This is a genomic window from Burkholderia savannae (assembly GCF_001524445.2).
In the GTDB taxonomy this organism is placed as follows: domain Bacteria; phylum Pseudomonadota; class Gammaproteobacteria; order Burkholderiales; family Burkholderiaceae; genus Burkholderia; species Burkholderia savannae.
The window spans coordinates 3,117,084-3,141,531 of sequence record NZ_CP013417.1; the positions used below are offsets into that span (position 1 = coordinate 3,117,084).

At 70.5% G+C, this 24,448-nt stretch carries 21 protein-coding genes; 9 read left to right on the forward strand and 12 right to left on the reverse strand.

Features of this window, described 5'->3' with window-relative positions; genetic code table 11:
• Window positions 1-188 precede the first annotated feature (188 nt).
• From dalD to WS78_RS15405, 3 genes are all read left to right on the forward strand, one after another.
• Complete coding sequence (gene dalD, locus WS78_RS15395) at window positions 189-1,580, forward strand: D-arabinitol 4-dehydrogenase (protein WP_038750820.1); 1,392 nt, start codon at window positions 189-191, stop codon at window positions 1,578-1,580.
• 95 nt (window positions 1,581-1,675) lie between these two features.
• Window positions 1,676-3,157, forward strand: coding sequence for a xylulokinase (gene xylB, locus WS78_RS15400; RefSeq protein ID WP_059581368.1), 1,482 nt, complete (start codon window positions 1,676-1,678; stop codon window positions 3,155-3,157).
• A gap of 87 nt (window positions 3,158-3,244) precedes the next feature.
• Complete coding sequence (locus WS78_RS15405) at window positions 3,245-4,192, forward strand: sugar-binding transcriptional regulator (protein ID WP_038750826.1); 948 nt, start codon at window positions 3,245-3,247, stop codon at window positions 4,190-4,192.
• Between the two features lie 40 nt (window positions 4,193-4,232).
• Here WS78_RS15405 and WS78_RS15410 read toward each other — a convergent pair whose 3' ends face one another.
• On the reverse strand, window positions 4,233-5,444 hold the full coding sequence (locus WS78_RS15410) for an MFS transporter (RefSeq protein ID WP_038750883.1): 1,212 nt from the start codon (window positions 5,442-5,444) through the stop codon (window positions 4,233-4,235).
• Window positions 5,441-6,652, reverse strand: a complete 1,212-nt coding sequence (locus tag WS78_RS15415) for a serine hydrolase domain-containing protein (RefSeq protein ID WP_059581366.1) — start codon at window positions 6,650-6,652, stop codon at window positions 5,441-5,443. Before WS78_RS15415 ends, WS78_RS15410 begins: the two co-directional genes overlap by 4 nt.
• Before the next feature lie 116 nt (window positions 6,653-6,768).
• On the opposite strand from WS78_RS15415, the gene WS78_RS15420 reads away from it, so the two are divergent.
• Entirely contained in the window at window positions 6,769-7,653 is an 885-nt protein-coding gene (locus WS78_RS15420) for a LysR family transcriptional regulator (protein ID WP_059581363.1), read from the forward strand.
• Between the two features lie 520 nt (window positions 7,654-8,173).
• Entirely contained in the window at window positions 8,174-9,466 is a 1,293-nt protein-coding gene (locus WS78_RS15430; RefSeq protein WP_059581356.1) for a haloacid dehalogenase-like hydrolase, read from the forward strand.
• Between the two features lie 183 nt (window positions 9,467-9,649).
• On the opposite strand, the gene WS78_RS15435 is transcribed toward WS78_RS15430, so the two are convergent.
• The 8 genes from WS78_RS15435 to WS78_RS15470 form a co-directional block, all read right to left on the reverse strand.
• On the reverse strand, window positions 9,650-10,762 hold the full coding sequence (locus WS78_RS15435; RefSeq protein WP_059581354.1) for an ABC transporter ATP-binding protein: 1,113 nt from the start codon (window positions 10,760-10,762) through the stop codon (window positions 9,650-9,652).
• A 60-nt stretch (window positions 10,763-10,822) separates the two neighbouring features.
• Window positions 10,823-11,521 (reverse strand): HAD family hydrolase, encoded by a 699-nt coding sequence (locus tag WS78_RS15440; RefSeq protein ID WP_059581352.1) that lies wholly within the window; start codon window positions 11,519-11,521, stop codon window positions 10,823-10,825.
• Window positions 11,518-12,396 carry a carbohydrate ABC transporter permease gene (locus WS78_RS15445; RefSeq protein ID WP_059581348.1) on the reverse strand — a complete coding sequence of 293 codons (879 nt, stop codon included), beginning with the start codon at window positions 12,394-12,396 and terminating at the stop codon, window positions 11,518-11,520. The genes WS78_RS15440 and WS78_RS15445 overlap by 4 nt, the downstream gene beginning before the upstream one ends.
• Window positions 12,393-13,337 (reverse strand): carbohydrate ABC transporter permease, encoded by a 945-nt coding sequence (locus WS78_RS15450; protein WP_038750846.1) that lies wholly within the window; start codon window positions 13,335-13,337, stop codon window positions 12,393-12,395. The genes WS78_RS15445 and WS78_RS15450 overlap by 4 nt, the downstream gene beginning before the upstream one ends.
• A gap of 112 nt (window positions 13,338-13,449) precedes the next feature.
• Window positions 13,450-14,778, reverse strand: coding sequence for an ABC transporter substrate-binding protein (locus WS78_RS15455; protein WP_059581344.1), 1,329 nt, complete (start codon window positions 14,776-14,778; stop codon window positions 13,450-13,452).
• 50 nt (window positions 14,779-14,828) lie between these two features.
• Window positions 14,829-16,253, reverse strand: coding sequence for a D-tagatose-bisphosphate aldolase, class II, non-catalytic subunit (locus WS78_RS15460; RefSeq protein WP_038750849.1), 1,425 nt, complete (start codon window positions 16,251-16,253; stop codon window positions 14,829-14,831).
• A complete protein-coding gene (locus WS78_RS15465; protein WP_038750851.1) occupies window positions 16,241-17,197 on the reverse strand; it encodes a sugar kinase in 957 nt (318 codons plus the stop codon). Before WS78_RS15465 ends, WS78_RS15460 begins: the two co-directional genes overlap by 13 nt.
• 4 nt (window positions 17,198-17,201) lie before the next feature.
• A complete protein-coding gene (locus WS78_RS15470) occupies window positions 17,202-17,978 on the reverse strand; it encodes an L-iditol 2-dehydrogenase (protein WP_038750853.1) in 777 nt (258 codons plus the stop codon).
• A gap of 286 nt (window positions 17,979-18,264) precedes the next feature.
• Here WS78_RS15470 and WS78_RS15475 point away from each other — a divergent pair, with 286 nt between their 5' ends.
• From WS78_RS15475 to WS78_RS15490, 4 genes are all read left to right on the forward strand, one after another.
• A complete protein-coding gene (locus tag WS78_RS15475) occupies window positions 18,265-18,729 on the forward strand; it encodes a Fur family transcriptional regulator (protein WP_038750855.1) in 465 nt (154 codons plus the stop codon).
• Window positions 18,730-18,811: 82 nt separating this feature from the next.
• Window positions 18,812-19,783 (forward strand): metal ABC transporter solute-binding protein, Zn/Mn family, encoded by a 972-nt coding sequence (locus WS78_RS15480; protein ID WP_059581341.1) that lies wholly within the window; start codon window positions 18,812-18,814, stop codon window positions 19,781-19,783.
• Window positions 19,784-19,807: 24 nt separating this feature from the next.
• On the forward strand, window positions 19,808-20,704 hold the full coding sequence (locus WS78_RS15485; RefSeq protein ID WP_038750858.1) for an ABC transporter ATP-binding protein: 897 nt from the start codon (window positions 19,808-19,810) through the stop codon (window positions 20,702-20,704).
• Window positions 20,697-21,488 carry a metal ABC transporter permease gene (locus WS78_RS15490; protein WP_059581511.1) on the forward strand — a complete coding sequence of 264 codons (792 nt, stop codon included), beginning with the start codon at window positions 20,697-20,699 and terminating at the stop codon, window positions 21,486-21,488. Before WS78_RS15485 ends, WS78_RS15490 begins: the two co-directional genes overlap by 8 nt.
• Window positions 21,489-21,684: 196 nt before the next feature.
• Here the strand turns inward: WS78_RS15490 and fghA are convergent, their stop codons facing one another.
• Entirely contained in the window at window positions 21,685-22,533 is an 849-nt protein-coding gene (gene fghA / locus WS78_RS15495) for an S-formylglutathione hydrolase (protein WP_059581337.1), read from the reverse strand.
• Between the two features lie 273 nt (window positions 22,534-22,806).
• Window positions 22,807-23,913, reverse strand: coding sequence for an S-(hydroxymethyl)glutathione dehydrogenase/class III alcohol dehydrogenase (locus tag WS78_RS15500; RefSeq protein ID WP_038750861.1), 1,107 nt, complete (start codon window positions 23,911-23,913; stop codon window positions 22,807-22,809).
• Window positions 23,914-24,448 lie beyond the last annotated feature (535 nt).

Below are 24,448 nucleotides of genomic sequence, written 5' to 3' on the forward strand. Positions count from 1 at the left end.
CACTGTCGCGCCGGCGCGTCGCCGCCGCGCGCGTCGAGCGCGTCGTGGCGGATTGGCGCGCCGCAGCATCGAAACCCCGCTCGATCGCCTTGACTTTCGCCCATCTCGATACGATCATTCGCTCACATTAAGAGCAAATGATCTATATGCGATTCGGCGGGCGCCAGCCGGCCGTCAGGAGACACGGGATGAGCAGTCCGTCCAACGCCGCGCCGGCGATCTTGCATATCGGCGTCGGCTCGTTTCACCGCGCGCATCAGGCGTGGTATCTGCATCGCGTCAACGAAGCGTCGCCGGCGCACGAACGGTGGCCGCTCGTCGTCGGCGACATCCGCGACGACATGCGCGCGACCCGCGAGGCGCTCGCCGCGCAGCACGGCGTCTACACGCTCGAAACGGTCACGCCGCAGGGCGAGCGCGCGTACGAGACGATCCGCTCGATCGCGCGCGTGCTGCCGTGGTCGATCGATCTCGCGGCGCTCGTCGACGCGGGCGCCGATCCGGCCTGCAGGATCGTGTCGTTCACGGTGACGGAAGGCGGCTACTACCTCGACGAGCACGACCGGCTCGACGCGTCGAACCCCGATCTCGCGGCCGACCTGCAAGGCGCGCGGCTCACGATCTACGGCGCGCTCGCGGCGCTCCTCGCCGAGCGCGTCGCGCGCGGCGCGGGCCCCGTCACGCTGCTGAGCTGCGACAACCTGCGCAGCAACGGCGCGCGCTTTGCCGCGGGCATGCGCGAATTCCTGTCGCGGCGCGGGCTCGCCGATCTGCTCGCGTGGTTCGACGCGAACGCCGCGTGCCCGAGCTCGATGGTCGACCGCATCACGCCGCGCCCGACGCCCGACGTGCGCGAGCGCGTGCTCGCGGCCACGGGCGTCGACGACGCGTGCCCGGTGATGGGCGAGGCGTTCATCCAGTGGGTGATCGAAGACCGCTTCGCGGCCGGCCGCCCGGCGTGGGAGAAAGCGGGCGCGGAGCTCGTCGGCGACGTCCATCCGTACGAGGAAGCGAAGATTCGCATCCTGAACGCGACGCACAGCTGCATCGCGTGGGCGGGCACGCTCGCGGGCTACGCCTACATCCACGAAGGCACGCACGACGCCGGCATCCGCCGCTTCGCGCACGCGTACGTGACCAACGACGTGATCCCGCGCCTCGCGCCGAGCCCGCTCGATCTCGCGCGCTACCGCGACGTCGTGCTCGAACGCTTCGGCAATCCGCACGTGCGCGACACGAACCAGCGCGTCGCCGCCGACGGCTTCTCGAAGATCCCCGGCTTCATCGCGCCGACGCTCGCCGAATCGATCGCGCGCGGCGTCGAGCCGGTGTCGACCGCGGTGCTGCCCGCCCTCTTCCTGCGCTTTCTGCAGCGCTGGGCGCAAGGCGCGCTGCCGTTCGCGTATCAGGACGGCGTGATGGACGCCGAGGTCGCGCGCGCGATCGCGGGCGCGGAGGACCCCGTCGCCGCGCTCGCCGCGCAACGCGCGCTGTGGGGAACGCTCGCCGGCGCGCCCGCGCTCGAGCGCGCGCTGCGCGCGGGCCTCGCGCGCGTCGACGCGTGGCTCGCGAGCCGCTGATCGGCCGCGCGCGTCACTCGGGTCAAATCGCCATTGGCACGGCGGCGAGCGCGCGGCTAAAGTAGCGGCTTCCTGTCGACGCACCGTTTTCGCCCATGTATCTCGGTATCGATCTCGGCACTTCCGAAGTGAAGGTGCTGCTGCTTTCGCCCGACGGCGTCGTCATCGGCACCGCGGGCACGCCGTTTACCGTCGAGCGCGCGCATCCGCGCTGGGCCGAGCAGCATCCGGACGACTGGTGGACGGGCACGCTCGCCGCGCTCGCCGCATTGCGCGCGCAGCATCCGCGCGCGTTCGCCGACGTGCGCGGGATCGGCCTGTCCGGCCAGATGCACGGCGCGGTGCTGCTCGATCGCGACGACCGCGTGCTGCGCCCCGCGATCCTGTGGAACGACATGCGCAGCGCAGACGAATGCGCGCAGCTCGACGCGCGCGCGCCCGATCTTCACGCGATCGCCGGCAACCTCGCGATGCCGGGCTTCACCGCGCCGAAGCTGCTGTGGGTCGCGCGGCACGAGCCCGACGTATTCCGCGAGATCGCGTGCGTGCTGATGCCGAAGGATTATCTGCGCCTGAAGCTCACGGGCGCGAAGGTGTCCGACCCGTCCGACGCGGCGGGCACGCTGTGGCTCGACGCCGCCAAGCGCGACTGGTCCGACGCGCTCCTCGCCGCGGGCGGCATGGCGCGCGCGCAGATGCCGAGGATCGTCGAAGGCAACGCGCCGTCCGGCACGCTGCGCGCGGACGTCGCGCGCGAGCTCGGGCTCGCCGCAACGGTCGTCGTCGCGGGCGGCGGCGGCGACAACGCGACGAGCGCGCTCGGCATCGGCGCGACTCAGCCGGGCGACGGCTTCGTGTCGCTCGGCACGTCGGGCGTGCTGAGCGTCGTCGGCGACCGCTTCCGGCCGAACCCCGCCTCGGCCGTCCACGCGTTCTGCCACGCGATTCCGGACCGCTGGCAGCAGATGAGCGTCGTGCTGTCGGCGGCGAGCTGCCTGCGCTGGGTCTGCAAGCTCACGTCGACCGACGAGCCGGCGCTCCTCGCCGAAATCGCCGCGCTCGCTCCCGCCGCGTGCGAGAACGCGCCGATCTTCCTGCCCTATCTGTCCGGCGAGCGCACGCCGCACAACGATCCGTACGCGCAAGGCGTGTTCTTCGGGATGACGCACGGCACCGATCGCGCGCTGCTCGGCCATGCCGTGCTCGAAGGCGTGACGCTCGCGCTCGCCGACGGCTTCGACGCGCTGATCGCGGGCGGCACGCAGACCGACGCGCTGTCGCTGATCGGCGGCGGCGCGAGAAGCGCGTACTGGGCGCAGCTGATCGCCGACGCGCTCGGCGTGCGCACGCGCCGGCACGGCGGCGGCGAGACGGGCGCGGCGCTCGGCGCGGCGCGGCTCGGCTGGCTCGCGGTCGGCGGCGACGCGCGCGACGTGCTGACGAAGCCGCCGCTGCACGACGAGTTCGCGCCGCACCCGGCCCGCCACGCGGCGCTGCGCGAGCGGCTCGACGCGTTCCGCGCGCTGTATCGCCACGTGCGGCCGCTGTTCGAGCCGTCGCGCGAGCGGCTCGCTTGAGCGCGGTGCGCTAAAGTGCGAATTTTCCCGGCGCCCGACAGCCCGCCTCGCGCCCGTCGCGCGCGCCCGACCTGAGATTGCCCTACCGTGTCCAAGTCCTCCGAAAAACTCGATCTCGCGACGCGCGCCGCCTGGCTCTACTACGTCGCGGGCGACACGCAGAACGAAATCGCCGAGAAGCTGCAGGTGTCGCGCCCCGTCGCGCAGCGCCTCGTCGCGTTCGCGGTCGAGAAAAACCTGATTCGCGTGCGCGTCGACCACCGCGTCGCCGATTGCCTCGATCTCGCCGCGCAGCTGTCGAAGCGCTACGGCCTCGCGATGTGCGAAGTCGTGCCGATCGACGGCGACGCGCCCGACGCGATCGACCGCAAGCTCGCCGTCGCGGGCGCGCAGGTGATGGAGCGCTATCTGAACGAAGACAGGCCGATGGTGATCGCGGTGAGCAGCGGCCGCACGCTGAAGGCCGCGGTCGCGCAGATCGCGCAGCTCGAGCGGCCGCAGCACCGGCTCGTGTCGATGGTGGGCGCGATCGCGCAGGACGGCTCGTCGAACCCGTACGACGTCGCGCAGCACATCTCCGAGAAGACGGGCGGCAAGCACTTCCTGTTGCCCGCGCCGCTCTTCGCCGACAGCGAGGCCGAGCGCGCGCAGTGGTGCAATCACCGGCTGTACCGGATCGTCGAGAAGCTCTCGGCGGAGGCGGACGTCGCGTTCGTCGGCGTCGGCAACATCGGCGCGCACTGCCCGCTGTACGAGGACGGCTTCATCACCGAGCAAGAGCTCAACGAGATGGTCGAGCTCGGCGCGGTGGCCGAGATGCTCGGCCTGCCGATCGACGCGCAGGGCCGGCCGATCGTCGCGTCGACGAGCACGCGCGTGACGAGCGTTGCGCTCGACGCGCCGCCGAAGCGGCCGACGATCGGCTTCGCGGGCGGGCCGCGCAAGCGCGCCGCGGTGCTCGCCGCGCTGCGCGGCGGCTGGCTGTCGGGGCTCGTGACCGACGAGACTTGCGCGCGGGCCGCGCTCGCGGAATAACCGCGCCGGCCGGGCTCGCGCCGCGCGCGCATTCCGCCCGTCACGACGCGCGGGCCGCCGGAAAACCGTGCCGGCGCGCGCGCCACGCGCCGACCCACGCGGGCACGAGTAGCGCGACGAGCGCCCACGGCATCGCGCGCGCGCCGAACCGCTCGAGCAGCACGCCGCCCGCGACGCCTCCGCCCGCGATCGCGAGATTCCAGACCGTGACGATCATCGATTGGGCGACGTCGGCCGCGTCGCCCGCCGCGTTCGCCGACGCGGTCTGGAAGATCGTCGCCGCGCCGCCGAACGTGAGCCCCCACGCGGCGACGCCCGCATAGACGACGGCGGGCGATTCGCTCGCCGCGCCGAGCAGCGCCGACGCGAGCGCGAACAGCGCGATGCTCGCGAGCGCGAGCCGCCGCAGCCCGTTGCCGATCCACACGCCGGTCAGGCCGATTCCGACGAACGACGCCGCGCCGAACACGAACAACGCCGCATCGATCCGCGCGCCCATCCGCGCGCTCGCGAGAAACGGCGCGATGTACGTGTAGAGAATGTTGTGCGCGAGCACATACGCGAACATCACCGACAACACGGGCAGCACGCCCGGCACCGCCAGCACGCGGCCGACCGGCAGCCGCCCGCCCGACGGCTGCCCCGGCGCATCGGGCAGGCTCGCGCACACCCACGCGATCAGCGCGAGCGTGAGCGCCGTCACGCCGGCGAACGTCGCGCGCCAGCCGAGCGCCGCGCCGAGCGTCGTGCCGAGCGGAATCCCGATCGACATCGCAACGGGCGCGCCGAGCATCGCGATCGCGATCGCGCGGCCGCGCAGCCGCTCGTCCACCATCCGGCTCGCGTAGCCCGCGAGCAGCGCCCACAGGAGCCCCGCCGCGACGCCGGCGACGAAGCGCGCGACGAGCACGAACGCGTAATGCGGCGACGCCGCCGTCGCCGTGTTCGCGACGACGAAGCCCGCGAGCGCGATGAGCAGGAGCGGCCGCCTGCGCATGCCGCGTGTGATCGCGACGAGCGGAATCGCCGCGACGATCGAGCCGATCGCGTAGACGGTGACGAGCTGGCCGACGAGCGCCTCCGACACGCGCAGGTCGCGGCCCATCAGCGGCAGCAGCCCGGCGGGCAGCGCCTCGGTCACGATCGTGATGAAGCCCGCCGTCGCGAGCGCGAGCAGGCCGGCGAGCGGCAGGCGCGCCGCCGCGCGCGACGGCCGCGCGAACGCGACGGATTGCGTCGTGCAGTCGCTCATGCCGCACGCTCCCGCGCGGCGCAAACCGCGCCGTACACCGCGTCGCGCACATCGGCGACGAAGCGTCCCGACATGCCCTCGTAGGCGGTATTGGTGAGCGCCACGACGCTCAAGCCGGCCGCGCGGTCGACGAACCACGCGTGACCATACGCGCCGCCCCAGCGCCACGTGCCGGCGGATTCCGGCGATTGCGCGGCGACCGGGTCGCGCAGCACCGAAAATCCGAGCCCGAAGCCGAAGCCGGGCGCCGTCGGCAGATCGGCCGCGCCCGGCTGGATGCGCGCCATGTCGTCGATCCGCGCGGCGGGCAGCCAGCCGTCGCCGCCGGTGCGCAACGCCTCGAGCAGCGCGAGGACATCGGACGCCGTGCCGACCATCCCGCCGCCGCCCGATGCGAACGCATGCGGATCGAGCGCGCGGGCGGGCGCGAAGCGGATGCCGACAGTGTCGGGAAACGGCGGCGCGATTTCGAGCGACGCCATGCGCCGGGGCTCGCCGGGCGTAGCGACGCCCGACGCAGCGACGCCCGACGCGTCGACATACGGCGTTGCAAGCCGCGCCGCGTCGTGCGCGTAAAAGCGCGTGTCGACCATGCCGAGCGGGGTCGTCACGAGCGCCGCCACCGCGTCCTCGAGCGGCATGTCGCACGCGGCTTCGACGAGCGCGCCGAGCACGTCGGTCGCGACCGAATACGCCCATGACGCGCCCGGCTCGAACTGCAGCGGCACGCTCGCGATGCGGCGCAGATTCTCGGCGAGCGAAATGCCGGCGAGATCCATGCCGTCCGACACGCCGGCGCGCGCATACGGGCCGTGCGCGTGCGCTTCGAGAAAACGGTAGCCGAGGCCCGCCGTATGCGACAGCAGATGTCGCGCCGTGATGCGCGCCGGGCGCCCGTCCGCCAGCGGCGGCGTGAACCCGGGCAGCCAGCGCGTGACGCTCGCGTCGAGATCGAGCTTGCCCGCCGCGACGGCGCGCATCGCCGCCGCCGACACGATCGGCTTCGAAACCGACGCGAGCCGGAACAGCGCGTCTTCGCGCATCGGCGCGCCGGCCTCGCGATCGGCCAATCCCGCCGCGCGCCGATACGCGAGCTCGCCGCGCCGCGCGACGAGCACGACGGCGCCGACGACGCGCCGCTCGGTCAGTGCGGCGTCGATGGCCGCGTCGAGCCGCCCGCCGAGCCCGGACAACGATGAAAGGGACATGGCGCTTCCTCATGCAGTGGATGAAGCGCTCATGGTAGGCAGCCGGCGAATGAAGAAAAACTAGGATAGAGTTCCTGACACTGCGGACATCGATGTCCGCAATCGGGAGCGATCGAATGGAGAGTCTGAGCGGGTTCGTCGTGTTCGTGCAGGTCGCGGAGACTCGCAGCTTCGTCGCGGCGGCCCGCGCGCTGGGCGTATCCGCATCGGCCGTCGGCAAGCGGATCGCGCGGCTCGAAGCGCGGCTGAACGTGCGGCTCTTTCATCGCAGCACGCGCAGCATCGCGCTGACGGCCGAGGGCGCGCGCTTTCTCGAGCGGTGCCGGCGCGTGCTCGCGGAAATCGAGCAAGCCGAGCAGGAGCTGTCGCGCAGCGCGCACGCGCCGAGCGGCCGGCTGCGCGTGAGCCTGCCCGCGATCAGCGCGCCCGTGCTGCCCGTGCTCGCCGACTTCATGGCGGCCTACCCGGACATCCTGCTCGACCTCGATTTCACCGATCGGCTCGTCGACGTGATCGACGAAGGCTTCGACGCGGTCGTGCGCGGCGGCGAGCCGCGCGATTCGCGGCTGTCGTCGCGGCTGCTCGGCACGTACAAGCAGGTCATCGTCGGCTCGCCCGATTATTTCGCGCGTCACGGCGCGCCGGACACGCCCGCCGATCTCGCGCGCCACGCATGCCTCCACTATCGCTTTCCGAGCAGCGGCAAGCTGGAGCGCTGGCCGCTGCGGCCCGCGCCCGGCGACGCCGACGTCGAGCTGCCGACGTCGATGATCTGCAACAACGTCGAGACGCGCGCGTGCTTCGCGGTGCGCGGGCGCGGCATCGCATGCGTGCCGGAATTCGCCGTGCGCGACGAGCTCGCGAGCGGCCGGCTGCGCACGGCGCTCGACGCATACGTCGAGCGCTCGCAGTCGTTCTACGTGCTATGGCCGTCGGGGCGGCACGCTTCGCCGAAGCTGCGCGCGTTCGTCGATTTCATCGCCGGGCGCATGTTCGCGTAGGCCAGGCGCGCGCGTTGTCCGCACGTCGTCGATCGGCCCGCACGGGGCGAGCAACGGATTTCCCGCGGCGCGGCCGGCCGCCGGCCGCGAGCGAATGGAGACGCGCCGGCCGCGCGCGATCGGATGGCTCGCGCCCGTGCTCGTGCTCGTGCTCGTACTCGGCGCGGCCGATGCCGATGCCGATGCCGATGCAGATGCAGATGCAGATGCCGATGCAGATGCAGATGCAGATGCAGATGCGGATGCGGATGCGGATGCTAGCGCTGGTGCCGATGCCGGGCCAATGCCGGTGCCGATACCGCCCGCACGTCGACACATATCCACGGATTTCCCCGAACCGGCCGCGCGAAGCCGCGCGCGCCGCCGCCCCGGTCGCATTTCGACACATGGATGTCCGATTTTGTCGGGCGATTCGTTTTATGGGCAACGATGCTGAGCGGCACCCGCCTGTTCCGGCGGCTCAGCGGGCGGCCGCGCAATCCGCCCGGCTTCGGCGTGCGAATCCCCTTCGGAGAACTCGATGAAAACAGGACGTCGACACTTCGTGCGCTCGGTCGCGAGCGCCTCGGCCGCGCTCGCGGCCGCCGCATGGTCCCCCGCGCGCGCCGCATCCGACGCGCCCGCGGCCCCGCTCTCGCTCACACCGGGCCGCTGGTCGCCGAACAACGTCGCGCGGCTGCGCGCGGTGCTCGCCGAGCACGGCTCGACGGGCGCGCGCTACCGCGCCGACCGCCGCCCGTACGCGGTGTTCGACTGGGACAACACGAGCATCATGAACGACTGCGAAGAGGCGTTGCTGATGCACCAGATCGACGGGCTGCATTACCGGCTCACGCCCGAGCAGTTCTCCGCGATCCTGCGCCAGGGCGTGCCCGACGGCCCGTTCGATGCGAAGCTCGGCTACACGACGGTCGACGGCAAGCCGGTGCGCATGGAGGACATCGCCGCCGACGTCGACGCCGACTATCGCTGGCTGCACGCGAACTACCGGGGCCTCGCCGGCGACAAGCCGCTCGACGAGATCCGCCGCAGCGAGCAGTTCAAGGATTTCCGCGCGAAGCTGTACTTCATGTACGACGCGATCTGCGACACGTATCCCGTCGAGATCGGCTACAAGTGGATCATGTACTGGTACGCGGGCATGACGCGCGACGAACTGCAGACGATGGCGTTCGACAGCAACGTCGCGAATCTCGGCGACGCGCTGCGCAAGGTCACGTACGAGAGCTCGCGCGTGCTGCCGGGCCGAGCGGGCGTCATCGCCGCGACGCACTTCCACGGCATCCGCATCCACGAGGAAATTCGCGCGGTGATGGACACGCTGCGCTCGAACGGCATCGACGTATACGTCAGCACCGCGTCGCTCGACGACGTCGTGCGCGTGTTCGCGGGCCACCCGGCGTTCGGCTACGGCGTGCCCGCCGAGAACGTGATCGGCATGCGGCTCGTGACGGCCGACGGCAAGTACGTGAACGAATACCTGCCGGACTGGCATTTCAACTACGGGCCGGGCAAGACGGTCGGCATTCGCCGCGAACTGCAGGCGAAGAAGGGCTACGGGCCGCTTCTCGTGTTCGGCGACAGCGACGGCGACGCATGGATGCTGCGCGACTTCGACGATACCGCCGTCGGCGTGATCGTCAACCGGATGAAGAAAGGCGAGATCGGCCTCGACAGCCGCAAGGCGGCCGAGCAGATCGGCGCGAAGAACGCGCGGCTCGTGCTGCAAGGGCGCGACGAGAACACCGGGCTGATGGTCGCCGACGAGCGCTCGATCAAGTACGGCAAACGCGATCCCAAGCTGCTCGCGTGATCGCGACGGCGCGCGGGCGGCGTCGCGTCGCGCGCATCGCGCACGCGGCCTGGCTCGCTCGCGTGCGCTTCGGCCGGCGTGAAAGGCGGCGCCGAGCCCGACGCATCGCATCGCATCGCATCACGTCACGTCACGTCACGTCACGTCACGTCACGAACCAGCATGTGCGCCTTCGCCGTCGCGTCAAGCCGCCAGCGCGCGCTCCGGCTTGCGCTCGAGCGCGCGCCCGTCTGCGTCGAACAGATGGCAATGCTCGGGCTGTGCGCCGACGCGCAGCATCTCGCCCGCGCGATGCGTGTCGAGCGGCGGAATGCGCGCGATCAACCCGTCCGGCGCAACCGCCGACTCCGCGTACAGATACGCGGCGTCGCCGAGCGATTCGACGGCCATCGTCCGAGCGACGATGCCGTCGCCGCCCGCGACGCCGACCTGCAGATGCTCGGGCCGAATGCCGACCGTCACGCGCTCGCCAGCGCGCAGCCTCGCCGCATCGACGCCGACGCGCTGCGTCTCGCCCGTCGCGAAGCGCACGAGCGCGCCGTCGGCCGATGCCGATTCGATCGCGCCCGCGAGAAAGTTCATCTTCGGCGAGCCGATGAAGCCGGCGACGAACTGGTTCGCCGGCGCGTGATACAGCGCGTTCGGCGTGCCGACCTGCTGCACGCTGCCCGCCGACAGCACGACGATCTTGTCGGCGAGCGTCATCGCCTCGACCTGATCATGCGTCACGTAGATCATCGTCGTCTTCAGCTCGTCGTGCAGCCGCGCGAACTCGAGCCGCATCTTCACGCGCAGCGCCGCGTCGAGGTTCGACAGCGGCTCGTCGAACAGGAACACCTTCGGCTTTCTCGTGATCGCGCGGCCGATCGCGACGCGCTGCCGCTGCCCGCCCGAGAGCTGCTTGGGCTTCCTGTCGAGCAGATGATCGATGTGCAGGATCTTCGCGGCCTGCTTCACCGCGTCGTCGATCTCCTGCTTCTTCGCGCCCGCGAGCTTCAGGCCGAACGCCATGTTGTCGTAGAGCGTCATGTGCGGATAGAGCGCATACGACTGGAACACCATCGCGATGCCGCGCTTCGCGCTCGGCGCGTCGTTGACCTTCGCGCCGTCGATCAGCAGATCGCCGCTCGTGATGTCCTCGAGCCCGGCGATCATCCGCATCAGCGTGGATTTTCCGCAGCCGCTCGGCCCGACGAACACGACGAACTCGCCGTCCGCGATGTCGAGGTTCACGTTGCGCAGCACTTCGTTGTCGTCGTAGCGCTTGCCGATGTTGCGCAGGAGCACGCTTGCCATGATTTGTCTCCGTTCAGTTGTGCGGCCGCGCGGCGCGCCATGCGCGCGCGGCACGATCGTTCAATGCGGCTCGACCGCGCCCGTCTCGACCCACTGCGCGACGAGTCCGGGCAGCTCGCGCATGTCGTCGAACACGCGCCGCGCGCCGATGCCGCGCAGCGCGCACACATGCGACGGCGACGCGTGGCCGCCGCCGACGAAGCCGAGCACCGTCATGCCGGCCGCCGACGCGGCCGTCACGCCCGTCGCGCTGTCCTCGACGACGAGGCATCGCGACGGCGCGACGCCGAGCGTGTGCGCGGCGGCCAGATAAACGTCGGGCGCGGGCTTCGGCCGCGCGACGCCGTCCGCGCAGAAGATTCGTTCGCCGAAGAAACGCTTGAGGCCCGTGCGTCGCAGCGCGGCGTCGACGTAATGCCGGCGGCTGTTGCTCGCGCACGCGATCGTCAGGTCGATTCGCGCGAGCGCCGCGTCGATGCCGTCGACGACGGGCGCCTCGACGGCCGCCGCCTCGACGCTGCGCCGAATCGCTTCGACATCCGAATCGGCGAGCGAGCGGCCCGCGCGCGCGCTCGCGCTGTCGAGCACGCGCTCCGTGCGCAGGCCGAGGAGCGGCATCACGATCGGCCGCACCGCGACGCCCGGCCAGCGCGCCTCGAGCTCGCGCACGAGCACGTCGGCCGCGATCGCCTCGCTGTCGATCAGCACGCCGTCGCAATCGCAGACGAGCGCGCGCGCGCCGCTCGCATGCGCCGTCATTTGACCGCCCCGAACGTGAGGCCGCGCACGAGCTGCTTCTGCGACAGCCAGCCGACGACGAGAATCGGCGCGACGGCGAGCAGCGACGCCGCCGACAGCTTCGCCCAGAAGAGCCCTTCGGGGCTCGAGTACGACGCGATGAACACCGTGAGCGGCGCGGCGTTCGAGCTCGACAGGTTAATGCTCCAGAATGCTTCGTTCCACGACAGGATCACGAGCAGCAGCGCGGTCGACGCGAGGCCGGGCAGCGCCATCGGCATCAGCAGATAGACGATTTCCTGCCACGTCGACGCGCCGTCGATGCGCCCCGCCTCGAGGATGTCCTTCGGGATCTCGTTGAAATACGTGAACGTCATCCACACCGCGATCGGCAGATTGATCAGCGTGTAGACGATCACGAGCCCGGACACGGTGTCGAGCAGGCCCGCGTTCTTCCACATCAGATAGATCGGCACGAGCACGCCGACGGACGGCATCATCTTCGTCGACAGCATCCACAGCAGCACTTTCTGCGTGCGCTTGGCCGGAAAGAACGCCATCGCGTACGCGGCGGGCACGGCGAGCAGCAGGCAGATCACCGTGACGCCCGCCGAGATCAGCACCGAGTTCCACGCGAACGCGAAATAGTTGCTGCGCGCGAATACCTCGCGGAAGCTGTCGAGCGTCGGCACGAAGAAGAGCGCGGACGAATACGCCTGCTGCTCGGTCTTGAACGCGGTGATCGCCATCCAGAAGATCGGAAAGAACAGCGCGAGCGCGACGAGCCATGCGAGCACGCCCGGCAGCGCGCGCTTCGCGGCGCCGAGCGCGGCGGGCAGCCCGCCGCCCGCGCCGCGCGACGCGCCGTGTGTGGTCGATGCGGTCAGATCGCTCATGCTTCGTACTCCCCTTTCAGATTCCGCGCGAGCATTCTCACGAGGAAGAACGACACGACGTTCGCGAGCACGACGGCGAGAATGCCGCCCGCCGACGCGAGCCCGACGTCGAACTGCTGCAGGCCGAGCGCGTAGATCAGGTACGACAGGTTCGTCGTCGCGTCGCCCGGGCCGCCGCCCGTCGTCGTGTAGATTTCCGCGAAGATCGACAGCAGGAAGATCGTCTCCATCATCACGACGACCGCGATCGCGCGCTTCAGGTGCGGCAGCGTGATGTAGAAGAACATCGCGATCGGGCCCGCGCCGTCGATCCGCGCGGCCTCCTTCTGCTCCTGGTCGAGCGACTGGATCGCGGTGAACAGAATCAGGAACGCGAACGGCAGCCACTGCCACGCGACGATCATCACGATCGACGCGAGCGGATACTGCGCGAACCAGTCGATCGGCTGCATGCCGAGCGCGCGCATCGCGCGCGCGACGAGCCCGTACACCGGATGCAGGATCATGTTCTTCCAGATGAGCGCCGACACCGTCGGCATCACGAAGAACGGCGCGATCGCGAACAGGCGCGCGACGCCCTGCCCGTAAAACTTGCGATCGAACAGCACCGCCATCAGCACGCCGCCCGCGACCGTGATCGCGAGCACGGAGCCGATCAGCGCGAGCGTGTGCCAGATTGCCGGCAAGAACGACGGATCGGTTGCGAGGAAGCGGTAGTTGTCGAGGCCGGCGAAACCCTTGACGTCGGGATTCAGCAGGTTGTAGCGCGTGAGCGAGAACCAGATCGTCATCGCGAGCGGAATCGCCATCCACAGGAACAGCACGGCGACGGACGGCGTCACGAGCCAGCGCGCCGGCTTGCCGCGCGCGCGCTCGTCGGCGGCGGGCCCCGCATCGCCGAGCGGCGCCGAGTGAGCGAGAGGAAGACGTAAGTGACGCATGATCGGAACCACCTCTTTCGATGCGCGGGCGAGCGCACCGCCGCGCGCCCGCGTTGCTGCGATGCCGTGCGCGCCGCGCCCGCGAGGAGCGCCACGCCGCGCGCGCGGCGCTTCACTTCCGGTAGCCGGCCTGGCGCACCGCGCGATCCGCCGCGGCTTGTCCCGCCGCGAGCGCCTGGTCGACGCTCATCTGCCCCGCCACCGCGCCCGCGATCGCCTGGCCGACGACGGTGCCGAACGACTGGAATTCAGGAATCCCGACATACTGCACGCCCGTGTACGGCACCTTCTTCAGCGACGGATCGTTCGGATCGGCGGTCTGGATCGCCTTCAGCACGAAGTCGGAGAACGGCGCGGCGGCCTTGTACTCGGCGCGCTGATACGTCGACTGGCGCGTGCCGGGCGGCACCGACGCCCAGCCCTCGTCCTTGCCGGCCATTTCGACGTATTGCTTCGACGTCGCCCACGCGATGAACTTCTTCGCCGCGTCCTGCTGCTTCGATGTCTTCGGGATCGCGAGCGCCCACGCCCACAGCCAGTGCGAGCCCTTCGGCGTGACGGCCACGGGCGCCGCCGCGAAGCCGATCTTGTCCGCCACCTGCGATTGCTGCCTGTTGTACAGCATGCCCGCCGCGACCGTCGCGTCGATCCACATCGCGCACTTGCCCGACGCGGTGAGCGTCAGGTTCTCGTTGAAGCCGTTCGAGCTCGCGCCGGGCGGCCCGTTCTTCTTCAGCAGATTCACGTAGAAGTTGATCGCCTTCTTCCACTCGGGCGACGTGAGCTGCGCGTTCCAGTTCTCGTCGAACCAGCGGCCGCCGAACGTGTTGACGACCGTCGACACGTACGCCATGTTCTCGCCCCAGCCCGCCTTGCCGCGCAGGCAGATTCCGTACGTGCCGCTCGCGCGGTCGGTGAGCTTGTCGGCGAATTCGGCGATCTGGTCGTAGGTCGGCTGCTCGGGCATCTTCAGGCCCTTCGCCGCGAACAGGTCCTTGCGGTAGAACGTCATCGAGCTCTCGACGTAGAACGGCAACGCATACAGTTGGCCGTTGTACGACAGCGAGTCGCGCGCCGTCTTGATCACGTCGTTCAGATCGTAATCGGCGGAGAGGTTCGTCATCGGCGCGAGCCAGCCGCGCTTGCCCCACTGCGGCGCTTCGTACGTGCCGATCGCCATCACGTCGAACTGGCCGCTGCCCGTCGTGATGTCCGTCGTCGCGCGCTGGCGCAGCACGTTCTCCTCGAGGATCACCCAGTTGAGCCGGATGTCCGGGTTCGCCTTCTCGAACGCGGACGAGAGCTTCTTCAGCTCGATCATGTCCGGGTTATTGAGCGTCGCGATCGTCAGCGTCGCCGCGTGCGCGGCGAGCGCCGACGACGCGAGCGCGGCGCCGGCGGCAACGCGGGCGGCGGCGGCGATGAACGGCTTTCGTTGCATGGCATGTCTCCTGTTTTGATTTCGTGTTGCCGCCTGTCGGGCAGGCTGCTTCAAGCGCCTTGCTGCAATGCGCACGCGCGCGCGTAGCGCGAGATCACGTCCCGGATGCGATGGCGCACCCATGCGACCGGCTCGCGCGCGAGCTCGCCGCGCCGGCATGCCGCGTACGCGTCGGGCAGCCATTGCGCGACGAGCGTCTCGGGCGGCGCGCGGCGCGCGAGGTTGTCGAGCAGGCGATCGAGCGCCGCCGCGACGGCGGGCTGCAGCCAGTAATAGCGAATCCGGTCACTGTAGCTGAACTGGCGCGCGAGCCGCTGCGCGAGCGCGTCGCCGCGGTAGTAAGGCGCCCAGTATTCGGGGCGCTCGCGCATCGCCGCGTCGATCACGTCGCGCAGCTGCGAGCGCTCTGACGCGTCGTCGAAGAGCGCATCCTCGATGTAAGTGAGCGCGAACAACGCCTCGCGCAGCGCGAAGGTCAGCGCCGGGCCAACCTTCAGGATCGCGAAGTGATCGCGCACGAGCGCGGCGAGCGCGCCTTCCGTCTGATAGTCGGTCGAATGCGCCTCGAACACGAGGCCCGGCGCGCGCAGCACGCTCGCGCCGAGCTCGGCCGCGCGCACCGGATCGTAGTCGAGCACGCGGCGATCGTCGAAGTCGACGCCCGGCTGCGCGACGATCGCGATCACGCGCGACCACGCGTCCAGCAAGCCATGTCGCGCAAACGCGTCGCGGTGCGCGGCGAGCGTGGCGCTCACGCTCGCCGCGCGCGTGACGTCGATCCGCGCGAACGCGCCGTCGTCGGCCGCCGCGCCGCCGCGCGCATGGCGCGCAGGCGGATTTGCTTCGTCATCCGGATCGTTTGCCGTTTCCGTCTGCGCCGCGCTCACCTCGCCCCCCGGCGTCGGCACTTCGGTACCGACCACGTAGACGGGCGACACGCCGGCGCCGGCCGCCGCTTCTTCGGCGGCCGCGCACAGTTGCGCGGCGCGCTCGGCGATCGTCGCGTCGGGCAGCGGCGCGGCGTCGTCCGCGCACGCCATGCTCGCGTCGAGATGAATCTTCGTGAAGCCGGCGGCCACATACGCGGCGACCATCGCCCGCGCCTCGCGCATCGCGTCGCGCGCGGCCAGGTGCCGCCACGGATTCGGGCCGAGATGATCGCCGCCGAGAATCAGCGCCTGCGCCGGAAAGCCCGCTTCACGCGCGAGCGAGTCGACGTCGCGGCGGAAATCCGCGGGCGTCATCCCGGTATAGCCGCCGCGGTGATTGACCTGATTGCAGGTGGCCTCGACGAGCAGCGGCGATTCGTCGGCGCGCGCCGCCTCGAGCGCCGCTTCGAGCACGAGGCGATGCGCGCTGCACACCGAATAGATGCCGCTCGCGCGGCCTGCGCGGTTCGCGTCGAAGATCTCGCGCAAGAGCTGCACGTGGCCGCTCGCGCGCGGACGTTGCGCGATCGCGTTCACGCCGCGCATCGCACACCCCGCTCGGCGAGAAAACGGTCGATGTCGTCCGGCATGCTGTTGCCCTCCATCGGCCCGATGCGCGACACCGCGAGCGCGCCCGCCGCGTTCGCGCGCATGAGGGCGGTCGCCACCGGCAGCCCCGCGATCGCGCCGGCGACGAACGTGCCGCCGAAACAGTCGCCCGCGCCGGTCGGATCGACTTCGGCGGTCGCGTACGCGGGCGCGGCGACGCTGCCCGTGCGGTCGAACGCGGCGCTGCCCGCCGCGCCGCGCTTGAGCACGACGCGCTCGAGCAGCGGATGCGTCGCGAGCAGCCCCGCGATCGCGCGCTCGGCGGGCTGCGGCCCGCAAAAGTACGGCAGATCGACTTCGCTCGGCAGGAACAGGTGGCACGCGTCGAGCAGCTCGTGAAGCGCCGCGCGCATCGGCTCGAAGGCGAGCATCTCGGCGCGCACGTTCGGATCGAACGAGATCTTCGCGCCGACGCGCGCCGCCTCGATCACGCCGCGCTTCACCGCGGCGATCGCGTTCTCGCTCGTGAGCGACGAGCCCATCACGTGGAAATAGCGGCAGCCGGCGAACATCGACGCATCGACGTCGGCCGGCTCGAGCAGCGCGCTCGCGCTGCCTTCGATGCTGAATACGAATTGCCGGCCGCCGTCCGCGCGATACGCGACGCACGCGATGCCGGTCGGCCGCGCGGCGCGGCGAATGCGCGCGACGTCGACGCCGTGGCCCGCGAGCCGCGCGACGATCGCGTCGCCGAACGCATCGCGGCCGACGCAGCCCGCATACGCGACCGACGCGCCCATGCGCGCCGCCTGATCGGCGAAGATCGCGGGCGCGCCGCTCGGGAACGGGCCGGCGAACTCGCCCGGCGCGTCGAAGCCCTGGCCGCGCTTCGCGGCGACGAATTCGGCGAGCAGTTCGCCCGCGACGACGATCGCGGCCATGATGTCAGCTCATCCAGTTGCCGCCGTCGACGTTCAGCGTCTGGGCGGTGATGTAGTCGGCGTCCGCCGAGGCGAGAAAGAGCGCCGCGCCGGCGAGATCATCGGGCACGCCCATCCGGCCGAGCGGCACCGCTTCGCCGACGAGCCGCTTCTTCTCGCCGAGCGGACGGTTCTCGTAGCGCGCGAAGAGCGCGTCGACCTGCTCCCACATCGGCGTGTCGACCACGCCGGGCGCGATCCCGTTCACGTTGATCCGGTGCTTCGCGAGCGCGAGCGCGGCCGACTGCGTGTAGCTCAGCACCGCGGCCTTCGTCGCGCAGTAGTGCGACACGAGCGCCTCGCCGCGGCGTCCCGCCTGCGACGACATGTTGATGATCTTGCCGCCGCGCCCCTGCTCGACCATGCGCTGCGCGACCGCCTGCATCAGGAAGAACATGCCCTTCACGTTGACCGCGAACAGGCGATCGAACACGTCCCACGATTCGTCGAGGAGCGGGCGCATGTCGAACAGCGCCGCGTTGTTGAAGAGAATGTCGACGCCGCCGAAGCGCTCGACGGCCGTGGCGACGATGCGCGCGATGTCGTCGCGGCGCGTGACGTCCGCCGGCACGGCGACCGCGCGGCCGGGATGCGCGTCGACGAGCCGCGCGAGGGAGCCGTCGGCCGGTTTCAGATCGACGAGCACGCAATGCGCGCCCTCTGCCAGATAGCGTCGCGCCACCGCTTCGCCGATACCGCTTGCCGCGCCCGTCAGGATCGCGACTTTCCGCTGCAGTCTCACTGGTGTCTCCGATTCGGATTCGTTATACGTCGCGCCGCCGGCCGCGAAACCGAGCGTTCGCTCATTAACCGATCATTTGCTCCGATTGCGAACGAATGATCGGCCACGAAGCCGGCACTGTCAAGGCGGAAAATCGGTCTTTCGATGATGCGCCGCCGCATCGCGGAGGCGGACGGCCCAGGCGGGACAAGGCTTGCAGGGGTTGCGGCGGGATGTGCGGCGCGGGGATGCAGCGCGCCCGGATACGTTATATCATCACGCATCTCCCGCCCGACCGGTTCGCACGATGGCCTCGACCCACTCCCTCGCCGCCCGCCTTTCCCGCGCCGACGCGTTCGCCGCCGAGCACGGGCTCGCGTGGACGCCGCTGCGCCGGCAGGTCTACGAGCACGTGCTCGCCGCCGGCCGGCCGATCGGCGCATACGATCTGCTCGCCGAGCTCGAGCCGCAGCGCGGCCGCGTGCCGCCGACGACCGTCTACCGCGCGCTCGAGTTTCTCGTCGAGCACGGCTTCATCCACCGGATCGAATCGAAGAACGCGTTCATCGCCTGCTGCGAGATCAGCAAGCCGCACGAAGGGCAGTTCCTGATCTGCGAGGAATGCGGCGAGACCGTCGAGATTCCGGGCGGCGATCTCGCCAAGCAGCTGTCGGCGAGCCCGCCCGCGCACGGCTTCGAGGTGCACCGGCAGGTCGTCGAGCTCACCGGCCTGTGCGGGCAGTGCAAGACGAAGCACGCGCCCCACGGCTGAGCCGTCCGCCGCGTCCTTGCGCCGCGCTTTCCGGCTGTTTTTCCGGCTTTTCATCTCGTCAACCGAATCGAGGATCGACCGCATGACCCTTGCCGCCACGTCGCGCGCGCCGCTGCGCGCGCTTGCCCCTTCATCGCGCCCGGCGCGCTCGCCGCTCACGCTTCGCTCGTCGCCGCTGCTGCGCGCGGCGCGCGCGCTCGCCGCCGGAGCCGCCGCGCTCGCGTTCGCGGGCGCCGCGTTCGCGCAGAACGCGGCCGTCAAGATCGTCGCCGCCGAGAATTTCTACGGCGACGTCGCGAAGCAGATCGGCGGCGCGCACGTCGCGGTGTCGAGCGTCCTCAGCAATCCGGATCAGGACCCGCATCTGTTCGAAGCGAGCCCGAAGGTCGCGCGCGAGCTGCAGCGCGCGGACCTCGTGATCTACAACGGCGCCGACTACGATCCGTGGATGGCGAAGCTCCTCGCCGCGTCGAAGAACGCGAAGCGCACGATCGTCGTCGTCGCCGAGCTCGTCGGCAGGAAGGCGGGCGACAACCCGCACCTGTGGTATGACCCGGCGACGATGCCCGCCGCCGCGCGCGCGCTCGCCGCGGCGCTCGGTTCGGCGGACCCCGCGCACAAGGCCGAGTACGACGCGAATCTGGCGAGGTTCGTCGCGTCGATGAAGCCGGTCGACGCGAAGGTCGCCGAGCTGCGCGCACGCTACAAGGGCGCGCCCGTGACCGCGACGGAGCCCGTGTTCGGCTACATGGCCGACGCGATCGGGCTCGACATGCGCAATCAGCGCTTCCAGCTCGCGACGATGAACAATACCGAGGCGAGCCCCGCCGACGTCGCCGCGTTCGAGAACGATCTGAAGAAGCGCCAGGTGCGCGTGCTGATCTACAACAGCCAGGCGGTCGAGCCGATGACGAAGCGGATGTTGAAGCTCGCGCAGGACGCGCGCGTGCCGAGCGTGAGCGTCACCGAGACGCAGCCCGCCGGCAAGACCTTCCAGCAATGGATGCTCGCCCAGCTCGACGCGCTCGCGGCGGCGCTCGGCCAGCGCCCGTAACGAACGTCTAGCAACGGCCACGACATGACCCACCCCAGGCATGCGCTCGAACTCGATCACGTGACGCTCGCGCTCGGCGGCCGCACGATCCTGCGCGACGCGAGCTTCGCCGTCGAGCCGGGCGAATTCGTCGGCGTGCTCGGGCCGAACGGCGCGGGCAAGACGACGCTGATGCGCGCGCTGCTCGGCCTCGTGCCCGCGCAATCCGGCTCGATTCGCGTCGCGGGCGAGCCCGTCGCGCGCGGCAATCCGGCGATCGGCTACATGCCGCAGGTTCGCAGCGCGCTCGCCGGACGCCGCGTGCGCGGCCGCGATTTCGTCGCGACGGCGGCGGACGGCCATCGCTGGGGGCTGCCCCACGCGAGCGCCGCGATCGCCGCCGACGTCGACCGCGTGCTCGAGCTCGTCGGCGCGACGGCGCTCGCGAAGCGGCCGCTGTCCGAGCTGTCGGGCGGCGAGCGCCAGCGCCTGCTGCTCGCGCAATGCCTGCTCGGCGCGCCGAAGCTCCTGCTGCTCGACGAGCCGCTCATCAGCCTCGATCCGAACCATCAGCGCGGCGTCGTCGAGCTCGTGCGGCGCGTGCAGCGCGAGCTCGGCATCACCGTGCTGTTCTCCGCGCACGAGCTCAATCCGCTCTTGAACGCGCTCGACCGCGTGCTGTATCTCGGCAACGGCGTCGCGGCGCTCGGCACCGTCGACGAGGTGATCACGAAGCCCGTGCTGTCGCGCCTGTACGGCTCGCCGATCGACGTGATGCGCGTGAACGGCCGCATCTTCGTGATGTCGGGCGACGTCGAAGTCGAGAAGCACGATCACGGGCACGAGGACGAGCACGACCACGATCATGGCCACGGCCACGATCACGCGCACGGCCGCGGGCACGCGCGTTCACACGGCGGCAGGCGCACACACGATGTTTGAATACGAATTCATGATCAACGCGTTCGCGGCGGCGGGGATCGTCGCCGTGCTCGCGGGCGTCGTCGGCTATTTCCTCGTGCTGCGCGGGCAGACGTTCGCGGGCCACGCGCTGTCGCACGTCGGCTTCACCGGCGCGACGGGCGCGGCGCTCTTCGGCCTGTCGCCGATCTGGGGGATGATCGGCTTCACGCTCGCCGCGGGCATCAGCATGGGCGCGCTCGGCGAGCGGCTCGCGGGCCGCGACGTCGCGATCGGCGTGACCCTGTCCGTCGCGCTCGGGTGCGGCTTGCTGTTCCTGCATTTCTACACGAGCTATGCGACGCAGGTCACGGCGCTCCTGTTCGGCAACGTGCTCGGCGTGAGCCACGCGACGCTCGTCGTGCTCGCCGCGATCGGCGCCGTGAGCCTCGCCGCGCTCGCGGCGATCGCGCGCCCGCTCCTCTTCGCGTCGCTGCAGCCGGAGCTCGCGGAGGCGAAAGGCGTGTCGCTGCGGCTCGTGTCGATCCTGTTCCTGTCGATCTGCGCGCTCGCCGTCGCCGCGTGCACGCAGATCGTCGGCGTGCTGCTCGTGTTCACGCTGCTCGTCGGGCCGGCCGCCGCCGCGCAAAACCTCGCGGCGCGCCTGTCGACGGGCGTCTGGCTCGCGGCCGCGTTCGCGCTCGGCCAGGCATGGCTCGGCATCACGCTCGCGTACTACACCGACTGGCCGACGAGCTTCTGGATCACCGCGCTGTCGGCGGCCGTGTACGGCACGAGCCTCGTCGGAAGACGGCGTCACGCGTGACGCGCGACGGCGCGCGATGACGCGCGCGGCGGCGCGCGCCGTGCCGTCACGCGTGGTGTCCTGCCGTGCCGTCACGCGCCGCGCCCGGCCGATGAAAAAAGCCCGCACCGCTCCTTCGAGCCGTGCGGGCTTTTCGTTGCCGCATCGCGGCGCGCGATCGGGCTGGGCTTATTGAGCTTATCGCGCGCTCATCGGTTCATCGCCCCAGCACGCGCGCGTGATGCGCGATGTGATCGGCGATGAACGTCGAGATGAAGTAATAGCCGTGGTCGTAGCCTTCGTGGCGGCGCAGCGTGAGCGGCTGTCCCGCCGCGCGGCACGCGGCTTCGAACACGTCCGGGTTCAGTTGCGTCGGCAGGAACTGGTCGGCGAGCCCCTGATCGATCAGGATGCCTTCGTCGAAACGCTTCGCGCCCGCGCGCGCGACGAGTTCGCTCGCGTCGTACTGCTTCCACGCTGCGCGATCGGCGCCCAGATAGCCGGACAACGCCTTCTCGCCCCACGGGCAGCGCGACGGCGCGGCGATCGGCGCGAACGCCGACACCGACCGATACACGTGCGGATTGCGCAGCGCGAGCACGAGCGCGCCGTGGCCGCCCATCGAGTGGCCGAAGATGCCGAGCCGCGCGCCGTCGATCGGCAGCCCGGCCGTCGCGATCTCGCGCAGCTCGTCGACGACGTACGAATCCATCCGCCAGTGCGCGGCCCACGGCGCCTCGGTCGCATTCACGTAGAAGCCCGCGCCGACGCCGAAGTCCCACGCGTCGGCCTCGCCCGGCACGCCCGCGCCGCGCGGGCTCGTATCGGGCGCAACGAGCGCGATCCCGTGCTGCGCGGCGAAACGCTGCGCGCCCGCCTTGATCGCGAACGTCTCTTCCGTGCACGTGAGCCCCGCGAGGTAGAACAGCGCCGGCACGCGGCCGTGCGCCGCCTGCGGCGGCAGGTACGCGGAGAACTTCATCGGCAGTCCGATCGTCTTCGATTCGTGCCGATAGAAGCGCTGCTCGCCGCCATGACATGCATGCGACGAAACGAGTTCAAGCATCGTTCTCTCCTGTCGACCCGGCGCTCGAGCGCCGGGTCCAATCCCGTTCAGAGCGGTTGGCGCCGCAGCGCGCATGTCAGCCGGATATCGGCCGGACGTCGGCCGAAGCGAGCGACCGAGCGCCGGGTCCGGCCCCTGCAAAGCCGGGAGCGCGTCGGCGTCGGCCCCAGCCCAGCGCTTCGCGCGCCGCTCCCATCCGAAGCCGTCGCTCGGATGCCGAACGGACGCTGCGCTGACTTGTGCGCCGCGCCCGCTCCCATCCGAAGCCCGCGATCAATACAGCACCACCGAGCGGATCGATTCGCCCGTCTTCATCAGGTCGAAGCCGTCGTTGATCTTCTCGAGCGGCAGCGTGTGCGTGATCAGATCGTCGATGTTGAGCTTGCCTTCCATGTACCAGTCGACGATCTTCGGCACGTCGGTGCGGCCACGCGCGCCGCCGAACGCCGAGCCCTTCCATTCGCGGCCCGTCACGAGCTGGAACGGCCGCGTGCTGATCTCCTCGCCCGCCGCCGCGACGCCGATGATGAAAGACTGGCCCCAGCCCTTGTGCGTGCACTCGAGCGCCTGGCGCATCACCTTCACGTTGCCGATGCATTCGAACGAATAGTCCGCGCCGCCGTCCGTGAGCTGCACGATGTGATCGACCACGTTCTCGACCTCGTTCGGATTGACGAAGTGCGTCATCCCGAACTTCTTCGCGAGCTCGACGCGCTTCGGGTTGATGTCGACGCCGATGATCTTGTCCGCGCCCACCATCCTCGCGCCCTGGATCACATTGAGGCCGATCCCGCCGAGGCCGAACACCACGACGTTCGCGCCCGCCTCGACCTTCGCCGAGTACACCACCGCGCCCACGCCCGTCGTCACGCCGCAGCCGATGTAGCAGATCTTGTCGAACGGCGCGTCCTCGCGCACCTTCGCGACCGCGATCTCGGGGACGACGATGTAGTTCGAGAACGTCGACGTGCCCATGTAGTGGAAGATCGGCTTGCCGCCGATCGAGAAGCGCGACGTCGCGTCCGGCATCAGGCCGCGCCCTTGCGTCGCGCGGATCTTCTGGCACAGGTTCGTCTTGCGCGACAGGCAGAACTTGCACTCGCGGCATTCGGGCGTGTAGAGCGGAATCACGTGATCGCCCTTCTTCACTGTACCGACGCCCGGCCCGACGTCGACGACGACGCCCGCGCCCTCGTGCCCGAGGATCGCCGGGAAGATGCCTTCCGGGTCCGCGCCGGACAGCGTGTAGTAGTCGGTGTGGCAGATGCCCGTCGCCTTCACTTCGATCAGCACCTCGCCCGCGCGCGGACCGTCGAGATCGACTTCTTCGATCGTCAGCGGTTCGCCCGCCTTCCAGGCGATCGCGGCTTTCGTTTTCATGCGTGTTCTCCGGAGAAATAACTGGGTTGAGTGCCCCAAAGTGTATCCGCATGCGCGGCCGGCCCGGCGGCAGCGGGTGGGAAATTGGCAGGAATCGGCGGAAAGTTGTCAGGGCCCGGCGGCCGTCGCGGCGGCCGTTCCGCTCGCGCCGCCCTGCGTGCGGCCGAGCGCGCGCGTGCGCCGGCCGAATGCGCGACGCGCGGCAAAGCAGCCGGCGCATCCGCGAGCGCGAGCGCGCCCGCCGGCCGGACGCGCGGCCCGTGATTGCACCCCAACTCGCGAATGCGCGGCCGGCCGTCAGCGGCGTGATCGGCACAACACGGCTGAACGGCGCAAAGACGGGCGAACGAAATGAACGCGGACGAGCGCCGCAGACGGCGAAGGCGCGCGAGCAGCCCGCGCATGCGCGCCGGCGATCAAGGGGCGATGCTCGCCGGACGAAGCGCGCATCGCGCCCAACGCCGGCCCCGGCCGCGCCCGCCGGCCGGACATGCTCGCGAGCGACGGCAATCGCGAGCGAGGCAACCGTGCGCCG

Coding starts and splice junctions, on each gene's coding strand:
- dalD (WP_038750820.1), top strand. CDS start 189: ATGAGCAGTCCGTCCAACGCCGCGCCGGCGATCTTGCATATCGGCGTC.
- xylB (WP_059581368.1), top strand. CDS start 1,676: ATGTATCTCGGTATCGATCTCGGCACTTCCGAAGTGAAGGTGCTGCTG.
- WS78_RS15410 (WP_038750883.1), bottom strand. CDS start 5,444: ATGAGCGACTGCACGACGCAATCCGTCGCGTTCGCGCGGCCGTCGCGC.
- WS78_RS15415 (WP_059581366.1), bottom strand. CDS start 6,652: ATGTCCCTTTCATCGTTGTCCGGGCTCGGCGGGCGGCTCGACGCGGCC.
- WS78_RS15420 (WP_059581363.1), top strand. CDS start 6,769: ATGGAGAGTCTGAGCGGGTTCGTCGTGTTCGTGCAGGTCGCGGAGACT.
- WS78_RS15430 (WP_059581356.1), top strand. CDS start 8,174: ATGAAAACAGGACGTCGACACTTCGTGCGCTCGGTCGCGAGCGCCTCG.
- WS78_RS15435 (WP_059581354.1), bottom strand. CDS start 10,762: ATGGCAAGCGTGCTCCTGCGCAACATCGGCAAGCGCTACGACGACAAC.
- WS78_RS15440 (WP_059581352.1), bottom strand. CDS start 11,521: ATGACGGCGCATGCGAGCGGCGCGCGCGCGCTCGTCTGCGATTGCGAC.
- WS78_RS15445 (WP_059581348.1), bottom strand. CDS start 12,396: ATGAGCGATCTGACCGCATCGACCACACACGGCGCGTCGCGCGGCGCG.
- WS78_RS15450 (WP_038750846.1), bottom strand. CDS start 13,337: ATGCGTCACTTACGTCTTCCTCTCGCTCACTCGGCGCCGCTCGGCGAT.
- WS78_RS15455 (WP_059581344.1), bottom strand. CDS start 14,778: ATGCAACGAAAGCCGTTCATCGCCGCCGCCGCCCGCGTTGCCGCCGGC.
- WS78_RS15460 (WP_038750849.1), bottom strand. CDS start 16,253: ATGCGCGGCGTGAACGCGATCGCGCAACGTCCGCGCGCGAGCGGCCAC.
- WS78_RS15465 (WP_038750851.1), bottom strand. CDS start 17,197: ATGGCCGCGATCGTCGTCGCGGGCGAACTGCTCGCCGAATTCGTCGCC.
- WS78_RS15475 (WP_038750855.1), top strand. CDS start 18,265: ATGGCCTCGACCCACTCCCTCGCCGCCCGCCTTTCCCGCGCCGACGCG.
- WS78_RS15480 (WP_059581341.1), top strand. CDS start 18,812: ATGACCCTTGCCGCCACGTCGCGCGCGCCGCTGCGCGCGCTTGCCCCT.
- WS78_RS15485 (WP_038750858.1), top strand. CDS start 19,808: ATGACCCACCCCAGGCATGCGCTCGAACTCGATCACGTGACGCTCGCG.
- WS78_RS15490 (WP_059581511.1), top strand. CDS start 20,697: ATGTTTGAATACGAATTCATGATCAACGCGTTCGCGGCGGCGGGGATC.
- fghA (WP_059581337.1), bottom strand. CDS start 22,533: ATGCTTGAACTCGTTTCGTCGCATGCATGTCATGGCGGCGAGCAGCGC.
- WS78_RS15500 (WP_038750861.1), bottom strand. CDS start 23,913: ATGAAAACGAAAGCCGCGATCGCCTGGAAGGCGGGCGAACCGCTGACG.